The 13,845-nt window shown below is 62.2% G+C and carries 11 protein-coding genes; 7 read left to right on the forward strand and 4 right to left on the reverse strand.

Going from position 1 to position 13,845, the window contains the following annotated elements; translation table 11 throughout:
- Positions 1-235: 235 nt before the first annotated feature.
- The 5 genes from ACWCOV_RS40760 to ACWCOV_RS40780 all read left to right on the forward strand — a co-directional run bounded on the left by ACWCOV_RS40760 (position 236) and on the right by ACWCOV_RS40780 (position 5,188).
- A complete protein-coding gene (locus ACWCOV_RS40760; protein ID WP_449834741.1) occupies positions 236-502 on the forward strand; it encodes a hypothetical protein in 267 nt (88 codons plus the stop codon).
- A 119-nt stretch (positions 503-621) separates the two neighbouring features.
- A complete protein-coding gene (locus ACWCOV_RS40765; RefSeq protein ID WP_449834742.1) occupies positions 622-1,779 on the forward strand; it encodes a hypothetical protein in 1,158 nt (385 codons plus the stop codon).
- A gap of 5 nt (positions 1,780-1,784) precedes the next feature.
- Positions 1,785-2,345, forward strand: coding sequence for a cysteine hydrolase family protein (locus ACWCOV_RS40770; protein WP_449834743.1), 561 nt, complete (start codon positions 1,785-1,787; stop codon positions 2,343-2,345).
- A gap of 120 nt (positions 2,346-2,465) precedes the next feature.
- Positions 2,466-4,037 (forward strand): hypothetical protein, encoded by a 1,572-nt coding sequence (locus ACWCOV_RS40775; protein ID WP_449834744.1) that lies wholly within the window; start codon positions 2,466-2,468, stop codon positions 4,035-4,037.
- Positions 4,034-5,188: a hypothetical protein gene (locus ACWCOV_RS40780; RefSeq protein WP_449834745.1), complete on the forward strand. Its 1,155-nt coding sequence runs from the start codon at positions 4,034-4,036 to the stop codon at positions 5,186-5,188. Before ACWCOV_RS40775 ends, ACWCOV_RS40780 begins: the two co-directional genes overlap by 4 nt.
- Positions 5,189-5,654: 466 nt before the next feature.
- Here ACWCOV_RS40780 and ACWCOV_RS40785 read toward each other — a convergent pair whose 3' ends face one another.
- The 4 genes from ACWCOV_RS40785 to ACWCOV_RS40800 all read right to left on the reverse strand — a co-directional run bounded on the left by ACWCOV_RS40785 (position 5,655) and on the right by ACWCOV_RS40800 (position 10,627).
- The gene (locus ACWCOV_RS40785; RefSeq protein WP_449834746.1) at positions 5,655-6,614 is read right to left on the reverse strand and encodes a hypothetical protein; all 960 of its coding nucleotides are present in this window, start codon (positions 6,612-6,614) and stop codon (positions 5,655-5,657) included.
- A gap of 515 nt (positions 6,615-7,129) precedes the next feature.
- Positions 7,130-8,227, reverse strand: coding sequence for a hypothetical protein (locus ACWCOV_RS40790; protein ID WP_449834747.1), 1,098 nt, complete (start codon positions 8,225-8,227; stop codon positions 7,130-7,132).
- Between the two features lie 604 nt (positions 8,228-8,831).
- Complete coding sequence (locus ACWCOV_RS40795) at positions 8,832-9,488, reverse strand: response regulator (RefSeq protein ID WP_449834748.1); 657 nt, start codon at positions 9,486-9,488, stop codon at positions 8,832-8,834.
- Positions 9,485-10,627 (reverse strand): histidine kinase, encoded by a 1,143-nt coding sequence (locus tag ACWCOV_RS40800; protein WP_449834749.1) that lies wholly within the window; start codon positions 10,625-10,627, stop codon positions 9,485-9,487. The genes ACWCOV_RS40795 and ACWCOV_RS40800 overlap by 4 nt, the downstream gene beginning before the upstream one ends.
- A 155-nt stretch (positions 10,628-10,782) precedes the next feature.
- Between ACWCOV_RS40800 and ACWCOV_RS40805 the strand changes: the two genes are divergently transcribed.
- Positions 10,783-12,942 carry an MMPL family transporter gene (locus ACWCOV_RS40805; protein WP_449834750.1) on the forward strand — a complete coding sequence of 720 codons (2,160 nt, stop codon included), beginning with the start codon at positions 10,783-10,785 and terminating at the stop codon, positions 12,940-12,942.
- Positions 12,943-13,198: 256 nt separating this feature from the next.
- On the forward strand, positions 13,199-13,783 hold the full coding sequence (locus ACWCOV_RS40810) for a hypothetical protein (RefSeq protein ID WP_449834751.1): 585 nt from the start codon (positions 13,199-13,201) through the stop codon (positions 13,781-13,783).
- Positions 13,784-13,845 lie beyond the last annotated feature (62 nt).

Consider the following 13,845-nt stretch of genomic DNA (forward strand, 5'->3'; position numbering starts at 1 on the left):
TGCTCGATCGCGACCAGCTCAGCGGCGGACGGCTCCTCGCCTCTGACGGCCGACAGGTGGATGATGCTCATGGGTTGCGCTCCTCTTAGGACGACTAGTGCGACCTGGACGCCTCGGCGGTTGCACCCGCCGGGGTGTCACCTTGAGTTTCGAGTCTCATTTTCGAATCTCTGATGCGAATTACCGTACAGCGCGCTATAGGGGTTTCGCAAGTGTGATCCGATACCATGTCGGAGTGACTGACGTACGGGACGAACTGACCGAAGCGACCCGCCTGTATCGGCAGACCGAGAGCGCCCACGAGGCCGCTCGGCAGGCCGTCATAGCCGCATCCCTCGCTGCCCTGCGTGCCGGTGTGACGCCGAACGAGGTCGAGCAGCTCTCGCCGTTCACAACGGCCTACGTCCGCAAGCTCGCACGCGCCGAGGGCATCCCCCCAGCGCCTCGAGGGCCAAAGCCCAGGGCGCGAACCGAGGCGGCCGCGTCGCCCGAGGGGCGCTGACGCCAGTGGGATTCGTTCCATGCCAATCAGCGTGCCGAGCTATTCACGCTCTGCGTAGACGACATCACTGGACGCAGTTGGACATGCGCCGTGTCCTTGGACATGGGAGGACATGACCAATGTCCGAGTCTTCGATTCCCGCCTCAGCCCCGCGCCGGGGCGTCCTGATCCAGTACCGAGAGGCGCGAAAGTGGGGGCGCGGCCGACTCGCCCGTGAACTTGAGCGGGTCGGCCAACAGCTCGGCCTGTCGATGCCCACGCGCAGCGCGATGGAGAAGGCGATCTACCGGCACGAGACCGGACAGAGTCAGGTCACGGACGAGGTCTACATCCGGCTTTACTGCGCCGTCTACGAATGCTCCCCGTATGACCTCTTCGGGGACCCCACAATCGTCAGCGGGCCGCCCGGTGACGAGCTGTCGATCACCAGCAACAAGTTTATGCCGGCGTACGTCGGTCCGGACATTGTGGAACAGCTTGGGACCGACCTTGGAGCGGAGAAGTGTCAGGTCGAGTGGTCTGAGGCGTGGCGGATCAAGCTCGATCATCCACGCGGCGAATGCATCCTATACGGCTTCCCGTGGGGCTGCCTCCTGTTCCATATCGAAGAACAACTCACGCCGCGTTCGATTGCCGAAGTCGCGGTCTGGCGGCACGGTTCTTATCCGCTGGAACTGGAATGGACCGACGAAGCTACCCGGAAGCTCACCGACCAACGGCACGGCGGACCGGAGTATGCTTTCAGCGCTTTTTGGGTGACAGCGCTTCCGTGGCACGGCGAGGAGTTGCAGACGGCACTTCGACTGCTCTGCAATCAGAAGAGCATGCTGAACCTTGACGAAGACTTGCAGTCGGTCGCTCACGCCGAGTTGGTAGAACGAGCATTCCTCCGGGACGGATACAACGACAGCCGGATTCTCGATTTCGGAGCAAGCGGCATCTCATACGCCTACGCGAGTTGGTCCGCAGTCACATACTTTCCAATTGCGGATCGTCGTGCACTGAATCAGAGTTCACTTGTCGAATTTGAGATCATGGTGCAAAGCCTTTGGTGCTATTGCCACCACATCCGCACTCAGGTCGAGTCCGGGCGTGACCCGCAGATCCCAGACGGATACGATTGGCGCTGGGTGCGCGGCGTAACATCCAGAATGCTGAACACGCGCCCACAGGAAACGACACAGCATCTGGCCATGAGAACCACAATCCTCAAGACCAGCGAACTCGACCAACACCTGAACGCTGCCGTCGAAATCCTCAAGGACGTTGAAAGGTAAGCCGAATGATCAACCTCGATGACAGCGTCTTGGCCGTGGTCGATATGCAATACGGCTTCGTGTCCCCGGCGTCCGCTCACGTTATACCACTAGCGTCGAAGTTCATCCGCGATTGGGCGGCCACCGGGCGGCCCTACATCATGACACGTTGGTACAACACGCCTGATTCGTTATTTGAGCAGCTATTCAACTACGACGTAATCCAGAAAGACTCGCCCGAATTCGAGATCGTTGATGAGCTGAAGGACCTGACCGCAGGCGCTGTGGCGGTGCTCGACAAGCCGACCTATTCCCTCTTCGGAGAGGAGGGTGCCGCGCTGGTTTCCCAGCATGGCTGGCGGCACATGGTTGTGATCGGCCTGGACACAGAGTCCTGCGTCCTCAAGACGGCCGTTGACGCCTTCGAGGCGGGAGTAGTCCCCTACGTCGTCACCGACCTGGTGTACAGCCACGCGGGCGAGGAGGCCCACAGCGCCGGACTCCTGGTAACCGGCCGGTTCATCGGCCGCCGCCAGCTCGTCCACTCGGCCGACATCCTCGCGGCCCACGCGCGAGCGACGGCATGAGCGGTTCACGTCGGCGTCGCGGGGGGAGCACAAGGTAGTCCGCCGAGGAACTCCCCACTAGAGCCAACAGCGAGGTCCGTTGTAGCCTGCGCATACACATCGGCTCAGTGGGGGGAAATCTTGGCCGGCAGCAGCAGCGGATGGCGGGCGGGCGCCATCAAACCGCCTTCAAGCGATGACCTGCGAGCATTCCTGGCAGATCTCGAACAGCGATTCCCAGTCGCTCAAGAGCACCGCCAGATGCTCGCCGAGCTTGGTTCCCAGATGGTTCACGCACAACGCGTGTCCCAGAATGGGGTAAATCGATGCAGCCTCTCATTGGTCCGCTTTAGCGGAGCAATCGAGGCGGCATTCGGTCTGACGCGCGAAGTCATGTTCTTCTATAGCCCATACCACGACCTTCAGATCCGCGAACTGGAAGCTGCTAAGAACGCGCTTCGAGGATTGAAGCGAGATGTCACGCCGGACATCATTTTTCTCTGGTCACCAGACGTCAGAGCACAGCAAAAACTAGATGACTGGTCCCAGGGCGGCAATCTTCTCGCGATCCCGCTCGCCTCGATCAACGAGAGCGATCCCGTTGCACTAATCTCGCTCCTCAGAGATTTCATCTATGCGCGCGATCTGTTTTATGAATCTACACCGGTTCGAGGCGATCGATTCTACGGGCGTCGACAACTGCTCCAGAGCATGAGAGATGACGTAACCAGCCAGAGAGTGGTCGGTCTCTTTGGCCTAAGAAAGGCGGGCAAAACTAGCGTTCTCTCCGAGCTGTCCAGGAAGATTGCAGACAACAAACGCATTGTAATCTTGCGCGACCTGGAGAGCTTGCCTTCGCCTCCCGACGATCCAATTCCCAGCCTGATAAAGGACCTCGCGGCCGACATTACAGAGAGCCTTCGGGAATACAAGCTTGGGAGCCGCGATCTCGCACGTCTCGTCGGAGGGTCACCCGACGTATCAGACTTTCGTCGGATGATGCAAGGAACCCTGCGCACTCTAGAGAAGCTGAATATCGACATCGTCTTGATGCTGGATGAAATTGAGTATCTGACACCATCCGACCGCATTGATATTCATGAAGGTGACATGGCTTCCGTCGCTCAATTTCTCGGAGCGCTTCGCAGCCTGGTCCAGGAGAACAGGAATTTTACCTTCATCTTGTCTGGCCTCACTAGCGCCATAGTCGAGAACGGAAGACTGTTCGGACGACCGAACCCACTATTTTCATGGGCTAAATCGCATTTCCTAACTCCTTTTGACAGGGCTGAAGCCGACGAACTGGCCACCTCAGTTGGCGCTCGGATGGGAATCGATATCGAAGAGGCCGCCCTTGAGTCCTTCTTCGAAGCTACCGGTGGTCACGCGTTCTTATATCGGAATCTAGCATCAGCAGTGACTCAGTCACTTCCTGTCGATGTCTTCCAGCGCCGAATTGCGCGCAAAGACGTGCTCTATGCGCTTGAGGACTGGAAACGATCAATCGCGGGCAACATAACGGAAATGATCAGCCATGTAAAGCGTTACTATACGATAGAATCGTTCCTGCTTGAGGTCTTGATGGATGAACCGGAGTCTTTCCCAGAATTCGCGCTTGAATATCCGGCCGAACTACAACATCTGCTCAATTTGGGATTGATCAACGTGGTAGACAATCGATACGAGACCGCGACGATTCTTGAGCTGCTATGACGATCGCTAATATTGAAGACGTTGTAGCGGCGCGCGCCTCTCTTGTAGCACGGAGCCTGACTCGTCACAGATTGGTCTATCTGCAGATCGGCGCCGCGTTTGACCCCATCCGCGGGGAGATGTTCGAGAAGTTGCACTTAGAGCACGTGTCCGCGGCCGGAGCAATTGCAGCAGAATCCCCGCCGACCAGTTCGCCCGCAATCGCTATCGAGGGTCTTGAAGAGCTAGTTCACCCTCGTTCTACGAATCCAACGATGGGGGCACTCCGCGAAGAGGTCCTGGCTCGCGTCGAGGCAGGACAGTCCGTTTGCCTCGTATCTCGCGCACCTCGCTGCGCTTTCGGATCAATCCCCGGGAGCTCCCTGTTGGAGGATTGCGCACTAGTGGCCCTGCCCCTTCTTAACGAGAGCGAATCACCAGGACCGCATCCCAATTGGTCGGGAGGGTGGAGGATTCCAGCGATCTCTAGTAGCGACTCAGGCAATGTCCCAAACGTCCTTCGCAAGATCCTGCAAGAGCTCGGGAACGGAACTCTCGCCGCCTTAGATCACGCCTTATTTGAGATCGATCCAAAGTCAGTCAATGGCATCAGATTCCTGGATAACAGAGATCTTGAAGCATTAAGGTGTTGCGGCCTAATTGCAGTCAGCGATCGCGGATGGGAATTGACCATCCCCGAACACCTGAAGGTCCTGAAAGAAGAGCTGGCGTACCTGTTAAGCAAGTCAACAACACCCCCGATCGAACTCAACGCTGTCGTCTCTGGCCTATGGTACGCGGAGCGCACCATACGCCTAGCTGTGCGGAAAGCGGCTCTAGACAAATGGGGTGATCAATGGCGCGCTTCGGTGCTCGGTGGGCTTGCGAGCGAGGCACTAAAGCGTGCCCAGCTAGATTCGAGCACTGCAGCCACGAAGATCACAGAACTTCGCGACCCGCTTGAGTGGTTGACGTTGGGTGAGTTGCTCGACATTGTGAGATCGGAAAAGTTTTCTAATCTAGGAAAAGACCCTCTCTTCTGGCGAAAGCTGCAAGAGCAACTCGTGCCGATTCGAAACCGGCTTGCTCATGTCAGGATCTTGAAGTCGACCGATGAAGAGGTGGTTACGACGTGGATCGCTATGATTGGAAACCAGATTCACTTAGATTAGCGAATCTAACGGTGCGGAGAACCAATAGACGGCGGGGGCCGGAGATCCCGCAGGGACGCCGCAGGCGCCCTTGACGCGTGCCGTGCCGGACCGTCCCTTCCAATGATTGCTAGCGGGGCGATGCGGGAGCCCACCAGCAGACGGGGAGCCGGTAGCCGGCCATTCCGGCGAGTGGTGCACCGGCAGGGTGTCGGATCGTTGATGGCGAGTTCTGCTGTCTTCGACCCGGCACCCTGTTGGCACGTGCGCGCCAAGCCAAGGGACGCGCCGGGAGCGCAGCGAAGCGGAGCGGAGCGGGAGGCAGGCGTCCCGCCCTGTAGTGGCGGCGCGCTTTCGGGCCCTGGAGGGGCCCGTCTTGAAGACGTAGAGAAACTTGAAGACGTAGAGAAACTTGTCAGATGACGAAACCACAGTCCGAAGTCTGACCTGGGCAGCATCCAGGCGGTCGAACTGTGCAGCGGCGCGGTTAGTCCGGCGGCTCGCTCGCGTGAGGCGCAACTTGCGAGAGCGGGATCGGGTCGGCCCCACAGTTGATGTAGACGCGCATGATGCGGCCGTTGTGCTTCTCCCCGTAAACCTCGTAGTACCCGTCGCCCCAACCGCTCTGGAAGGCGACCCCAGCGCCGGGGTGCCCTTCGGGAAAGACCAGTTCCCCGAAGCCGTCTTTAGATTGTGTGGCCTCGCACGCGCCGTTGTACGAGTAGTGGAACTTCTCCGGTGGCGGAGGTGGCGGCAGTTCCACGAGTCGCCCGGCCTCCACGAGAGCCGGGACGGTTTGGCCGTAGGGCTCGAGGGGCTCGGTGTACCTGACCTCGCCTGGGTACCACGCGACTTCGGCTTCGGTTTGGGTGTCGCGGTACTTGCGCACGTTGTCGTACGGCTCGCCTTGCCACTGTCCGTCGATGTAGCAGGGGTCCGTGATCATCAGTTGGCCGCTGTCGACGCTGACCACCCCCATGTAGTCGACCTCGACCTCCACGACCCGGTCTGCCCGCTGCTTTAGGTACTCCATGTATTCGTCGTAGTTGGGGTCGTTGGCGTCAGGCGCCTCCATCTTCAGGACCGCGAGGAAGCCCTTGGTCTGCTCCAGAGTCTGGTTCAGCACGCGTACTTCCTCCTCGACGCGTCCCAGCTCCTGGGTACTGTGCTCCCGATCGCTCGACAGCCGCTCGATCTCCTTCTCGCGGATGGAGATCCGCTCGGCCAGGACGCGCTCGACCGCCTCAGGGCTGCGCTTTTCCAGCTCCTGGGCCTTCTCGCGCCAGTAGTCCACCTGCTTGTTCGCCAGGGATATCTGGGCATCCTTGGTCGACACCGTCGCCTTGAGGTTCTCGAAGTACATCTTCCAGACGACCCCGCCGGTGACCAACGCACCCGCGTTCAGGACAACCTGCACCCAATCAGCCACCGACTTCACAAGCGCCATCGTCTGCTCCCCCTCGCGCCTTCCGCTGTTCGTAGCCTAGATGTAGCAGCGGCCAGCGTTCTCACGCCAGCGGACTCGCTATTGACCGAGCACAGTAACCCACAGCCGAGCGGACTCGCCGGAAACATGCCCCGCGCGTGCGACGGCAAGCCCGCCCAGCACGGTGCGGCTATGCCGCTCTGGCAACAGCCTCGGCTAGGAGGTTCATGTCCTCGACAACGGCGTTGGCCCCGGCGGTCGCAAGGTCGTCTGACTTCCCCGGCTTGTTGACATATCCGACGCTGCCAGCACCTGCAGCCATAGCAGCCTTGATGTCGCTGACCTGGCTGCGCGAGCGCCGCCCGGCGGACATGGAGCCCAACGGCAGATCCCCAGCCCAGCTGTCCAGGCGTCAGCTAGCCCAGCGCGCGGATGTAATGAGTAGCCCGACGAGCAACGTCTTTCGGATCACACCCAAGACCGGTACGTCGATCCACCGAACCACTGCGCGCCCGACATCTCAATTGAACTGTCTGCTACATCAAAGTGATGACCGCAAGCCTAGATAGTTCGGGCTCATATTTGAGGACGACCTTGAGTCTTCTCGGATCAGTACCTTCCGAGCCGGGTATCTCGATCACTAGGGAAAACGAAGCAATCGAGAACTCGTCGTTGAAGCGGAGGTCATAGAGGTAGTTTTGCCGGATCTTCTGATGGACCAGGTCCTGGAGCTGCGGCACCGAAAGCGCGTCAAGTCCGGCCTTCAAGAGCGGATCACCATGCGCCTTGCGGATGTATTCATATTTGGCGGCATCAATGTGAACATCGAGACCCTCAAGGTCCCGCGGATGGTCAGAAATCGCTGACAGACTATGCGTCGCGTCGCTTTCGAACCCAGGTAGGACCTCGCGCTCAATCTTGTAGCTAAGGAACAACTCGAAGAGGGGCAGCGGGAGGCCCCGACAGGTATATCCGTGATCCGCTAACGGCCAGTGGTACGCCGTATCGTCCGACAGTTCATACTCGTCGCCATCATGGTAGCCGACGACACGTTTACCCAGTTTCACAAAGTCCGGTGTCAGGACAGCGGAAAAGTAGCTCTTGAACGGCGATCTGTAGTCGGTTGGGACGTAGGTGATGAATGGTAGATAATCCAGCAGCCCGACGCGCAAGGCTTTTAGTGACGCTGCGGTCAGATTGTTGACATATACGCCGAATAATTGACTGGAGTGAACGAGCGAAGAACGGATTCTCTCAGTCCGCACCTGACGCAGGACATCCAGAAATTGCTCTCCACCTCGACCCAGCAGATCGCCGCACAGAAAGCTGTGTCGACCGGCGGGATTGAGCAGGGGGATGATCCGCTGCGCGATTGGTTGGACGTACGACCATTCATCAACAAGCGTCGAGGTGTCGAAGATGAACACGCCTTCGAACCTGTTCGTCTGCGGCACCAAGGCACTGCGCAGATCTTGGTAGTTGATGCCGGCAGACTGCAGCAAGCCCACCAATCGTTCGTGCTCGGCGACAATACTCTGCCGCATCTCGCTCGGAGTCGCCCCTACGGCGGTCGCAGCCAGGTCGAGCCGGATCGAATCCCGCCCATTCAAGGTGTGGATTTCTGTCGAAGCCATGATTGCCCTTCAAACTCGCCATGGTCCCCACGCAGCATCCCCCATGGAACCGTCGTCTGCCTACCGGTTTCCTGGACCGTGGCCGGTTCGTACTCCAGCCGTTGTTCGCGATCAGGCGAGTTCGGTGGCCAAACACGATGGTGCCAATCTCGGGCTGCGGCTAGGTAGCGGCGCCGCCGTCAGGGCAAGTGCAGCAGGTGTCCATTATCGGGCTTGCATTGGTCGAGCAGAGGAGGCACCTCTGCTGTCCCATCCAGGCCACCGCCAGGACAGGTCGCGTAGTTGCCAGCTCTTCTTCTCCGGCAGACGCCATGCATGATCCACTCTCATCGTGGCCGGCCGACTCGAATGAGCATCGACGGGGACGAGGGCGCTCCTCGTGATTACCGCAGCCGGTACCGCAACAGCCAGCACCGACGACCATCCGGTCTCGACTGGCAGAAGCAGCGCCCCGGCTATATGGCCGTGCGGCCTGGGGCCGCTGTCGAACTGAAAAGCGGAAGGTCGGCGGTTCGAGACCGCCCCTGACCACCACCACCCTCTCCGACGCCGGGGAGGGATTTTCTTTCCCACGCACGCTACGTCGGCGTTTGCGGGCTAGGGGCTAGGGCTTGATGCGGCCGGTTTCGTAGGCCCAGATGGCGATTTCCACGCGGTTGCGGGCGCCTATCTTGCCCATCACGCTGGTCAGGTGAGTCTTCACGGTGCTGAGGCTGATGTGCAGCTCAGCCGCGATCTCGACGTTGGTGCGGCCGGTGGCCGCGGCGATCAGGACCTGTTCCTCGCGAGCGGTCAGCGGCTCGACCGGTTGGACTGCTGAGCGGCCGGTCGGTGCTTCGGAGAACGCGGCGAGCAGCCGTGCGGTGATCTTCGGCGCGATCAGTGCGTCACCGTTGGCGGCGGCGTGGATCGCCTGGACCAGAAGGTCAGGGCCGGCATCCTTCAGCAGGAACCCACGCGCGCCGGCCTTCAGAGCGCCGTACACGTACTCGTCGAGGTCGAAGGTGGTGATCATCACGATCGGCAATGGGTCATCGACGCCGGCTCCGGCTAGCTCGCGGGTTGCCGCGATCCCGTCCAGCCCGGGCATCCTGATGTCGAGCAGACACACGTCGGGTCGCAGCCGGCGGGCGAACTCCACTGCTTCCAAGCCATCGGCCGCCTGACCGACCACCTCGATACCGGGCTGGGCATCGAGGATCATCGCGAGTCCGGTCCGGACGAGATCTTGGTCGTCGGCGACGAGTACCCGGATCGTCATCGGCCGCCCGCCGTTCGTGGCAGCACCGCGTCGACAGACCAGCCCCGGTCCGGATCAGGACCCGCGGCGAGCGTGCCGCCGAGCAGCGTCGCGCGCTCGGTCATCCCCACCAGGCCATAACCTCCCGGGTTCCTCGAGGTCGCTTCCCCGTTGTCGCGGACAGTCAACCGGACGGAGTCGTCGTACGACGTCAGCCGGACGTCGATGCGAGTTGCTTGCCGGGCATGCCGTACGGCGTTCGTGATCGACTCCTGGGCGATGCGATAGATCGCTGCGCCGACCGCTGGTCCGAGGTCGTCGAGGTCGCCCGACACCTCGACCTCGACCCGCGGCCGATCCCCGACGCTACGGGCGAGCCGCTCGAGGTCGGCCACTCCCGGCTGTGGGACGAGCGACGCCGTCCCGTCATCACGCAGTACGCCGACCATCGCCCGCATCTCGGCCAGCGTACGCGTGCCCTCCGCCTCGATGATGGCGAGCGCATCGACCGCGGCGTCCGGACGAGTGGCGGCGACGGCTCGGCCGGCCTGAGCCCGGATGACGATGGCCGAGACGTGATGAGCGACTGTGTCGTGCAACTCCCGGGCCAGCTGCTCGCGCTCCCGGAGTCGCACCTGGTCCAGCTCGCGGCGCCGGGCGGTCCACCAATAGCGGACCGCGACGCCAAGGGTTGCGGGGAACAGCAGGAACACGCCTCCGGCGACGGCCTCGCCGTACCCGTTGAATTCGGAGACGTTTCCGAGCACCAGTGCCGTCAGGATGAACACCATCCCGATCGCGATCTCGCGGCCCGATCCCCAGCGGACGAGTGAGTACGGCAGCAGGATGACACAGATCATCGAGTACAGGCCGAACATCCCGGCCCCGGCGATCAGGACCACGACGTCGGCCACGATCACGGCGCCGAACACGAAGGCCACGACGGCCAGCGGGTGAGTGCGGCGCCACAGGAGAGCGCACGCGGTTGCCACGGCGGACACCAGCGCAACGGGCCTCCAGACCACGTCGGCACGGAACACGGCTTCGAGAACGACCGCCGTGAGCAGGCCGCCGACGAGCACCCAGTCGCGCCACACCCGTCTGGGTGGCTCGGGCGCTCGCGGCTCGGCCAGCAGCGAGCGGATGGCATTTCTCACCATGACCACAGCGTAGGGACTCGAGCCGCCGAGCGGATCGGCTCAAAGTACGGGACGCGACCTGGCTGTTCGGCCGAGGAAAGTCCGTCTCATCGCCCGAGGTGGGGGCCGCCTGTCCGGCCGCACGCTGATCCCAACTCTCGCCGAAGGGATCCATGATGAGGTCGAATCTGTACAGACTGGGCTCGTACGCCGCACGTCGCCCCTGGGTGGTGATCGGGGCGTGGCTGGTTGTCGCAGCGCTCGTGATTGCCGCATCCGGCGCCTTCGGCAAGAAACTCGAGGAGTCGTTCGGAGCGCCCGGCGTGGACTCGCAGTACGCGACCGACCTGTTGTCGGCCGCGGGAGCGGATCAGGCCGGGCTGACGGCGCAGGTGGTCGTGACTCCGCTCGACTCGACGTCGACGCTCAACTCGCCTGATCTGCGGACCGCTCTGACGCGGATTCAGTCGACTGCCGCGACGTTGCCGAACGTGCTGAGGGCCGGCGATCCCGTCATCTCGCCTGACGGTCGCGTCGGGCTCATCCGGCTGCAGTATCCGGTGCTCGAGAAGCTGGAGCCGAGCGACCTCGAGCAACTCAAGACCCTGACGGCGGTCGACTCGCCGTTGCGGATCGAGTTGGGTGGGGATCTCTTCTACGCGTTCGAGGAAGGCCAGGCCGGTCTCGGTGAGGCGGTCGGGTTGATCGCCGCGATGGTGATCCTGCTGCTCGCGTTCGGATCGATCATCGCGATGGGACTACCGATCGGGATGGCGGTGTTCGGGCTCGCGATCGCGGTCAGTTCGCTGTCCCTGGTCACGTACCTCATCGAGCTGCCCAGTTGGGCGCCTGTGCTCGGGAGCATGATCGGGCTCGGCGTGGGCATCGACTACGCGCTGATCATCGTCACGCGGCACCGCGAGTACCTGGCCCGTGGGATGTCGGTCGAGGAGTCGGTCGGGAGTGCGGTCGCCACTGCTGGACAGGCTGTGCTCTTCGCCGGTGGCACGGTGGTGATCGCTATTCTCGGGCTGGTGGTGGCCGGTGTACCGTTCATGACCGCGGGTGGGATTGCGGTCTCGCTGATCGTCTCGACCATGGTGCTCGCTTCGATCACCTTGCTGCCCGCGTTCTTGGGTCTGGCCGGGCACTGGATCAACCGCCTTCGGGTACGGCGGGTGCGGTCGTCTCCTGGTTCGGGTTGGCAGCGGTGGGCAGGGCATGTGTCCAAGCACGCCGCCGCGTACGCCGTCAGCGCCACCGTCCTGCTGCTGGCGCTGGCCGCCCCCGTGCTCACACTCCGCGTCGGTACGCCCGATGACGGCGCACTTCCCGTGCAACGCACCGAGCGCCGGGCGTACGACCTGGTTGCCGCGGGATTCGGTGCTGGTAGCAACGGTCCGCTGGTGATCGCCGTCGACATCTCGCGCGATGCGAGCGTCGTACAGCCGCTGTTCGACGCCGTCGGCGCCGATCGGGGCATTGCGTCGGTCGCACCTCCTTCGGTGAATACCGCGGCCGGCGTCGCGACGTTGATCGCCGTACCGACGACTGGACCGCAGGACGACGCCACGATGACGACCGTCAAGCGACTGCGCGCGGAGGTCTTTCCCTCGGTACTGCGGGACAGTCCGGCGAAGGCTCACGTCGGCGGTCAGACGGCGACCCTCGCGGATGTGGGAGCGAAGGTCAACGATCGGCTGCCGTGGTTCATCGGCGCCGTGATCCTGTTGTCCGTCGCGCTTCTCACCGTGGTCTTCCGGTCGGTCGTCGTACCGCTCAAGGCCGCGCTGATGAACCTGCTCAGCATCGGCGCGTCCTTCGGCGTCATGGTGATGATCTTCCAGTGGGGCTGGGCCGCGGACCTGATCGGGCTGGAGTCGACCATTCCGATCCTTCCGTTCATCCCGATGTTCATGTTCGCCGTGGTGTTCGGGCTCTCGATGGACTATGAGGTCTTCCTCCTCACCCGGATCCGCGAGGAGTACGTCCGAACCGGTGACAACACCGCCTCGACCATCCACGGCATCACCACCACCGGCCGCGTGATCACCTCGGCAGCGCTGATCATGATCGCCGTCTTCGTCAGCTTCTCGCTTGCCGACGACCCGACGGCCAAGATGTTCGGCCTGGGCCTGGCCACCGCGGTCCTGGTCGATGCAACGGTCGTCCGACTGGTTCTCGTACCGGCCTTGATGAAGCTGCTGGGCGAGGCGAACTGGTGGACGCCGGCTTGGTTCCACCGGTGGTTGCCCTGGACAAATGCGCATTTTGACGGCGCTGGAACCGCTGTCGAACTGGCAGGCGAACCATCGACGATCCGAGACCGCGCCTGACGTCCGGTTCCATGTCGCGACACACATCCGAAGCCAGCACTGTCAATCAGCAGTCGCCGCCGCTCATGGCCTGCTCGGGAAGCAAGAACTTCCTCCGATCCGCTCAACACACGTGGGGCATGTCGCCATTCTTTACGCCCTGTCGTTGTGATGCCCTCCGCCGGCGGCTCGAGCGACCCTTGCTGGCCCTCCGGCCGCCTTTGGGCTTAGATCGCTGGGCAACTCGGTGACCGGTGGGGTCGGGGAGGATGTGGGTGTGGACGAGGATAGGGACTTTGTGGCAGAGGGGCGGGCTTTGGAGGCGGAGGCTGCGCGGGTTCGGGAAGAGGCTCGGGCGGCTGCGGAGGAGCCGGCTGCTCAGCGGGAGTGGATTCGGCAGTCCAACCTGATCTATGGCGGGTTGGGGGCGGCTGGGCTGGTGGTGGTGCAGCCGTTTCTGACGGTGGAGTCGCTGGATCCGTCGGCGATGGTGTGTGTGGTGGCGTTCGCGGTCTCGTTGCCGTTGCTTGCCGCGCTGCTGATGTTGAACTGGCAGGAGGAGTTTCGGCGTCGGGTGAGCAAGTCGGGACTCGTCGAGGTGGCGAAGTCGCTTGCGCAAGGCTCGGCGTTCGTGGGTGTCGCGGCGGCCTTCTGGCACATCTCGATAGTTGCCGGCATCGTCTTCCTGGCCATGGGAATCGTCGCGCTCGGAGTGCATTCCTCGGGCTACACGCAGCTGGAGTACGACTCGAAGTTCCGCTCGAGATTCCGCTCGCGGAAGACGCCTGCGACGACACCGGCCGGCAGCTCAGACTCATCGGTGAACCACGGCGACGACAACGCAGAGAGCAACAGTCAGTAGGCCTACTCCAGGACCGAAGGACAGGAGGTCAGGCCCACGACTGTCACCGCTCCACCGGCATG

The sequence above is a fragment of the Kribbella sp. NPDC002412 genome (assembly GCF_053592935.1).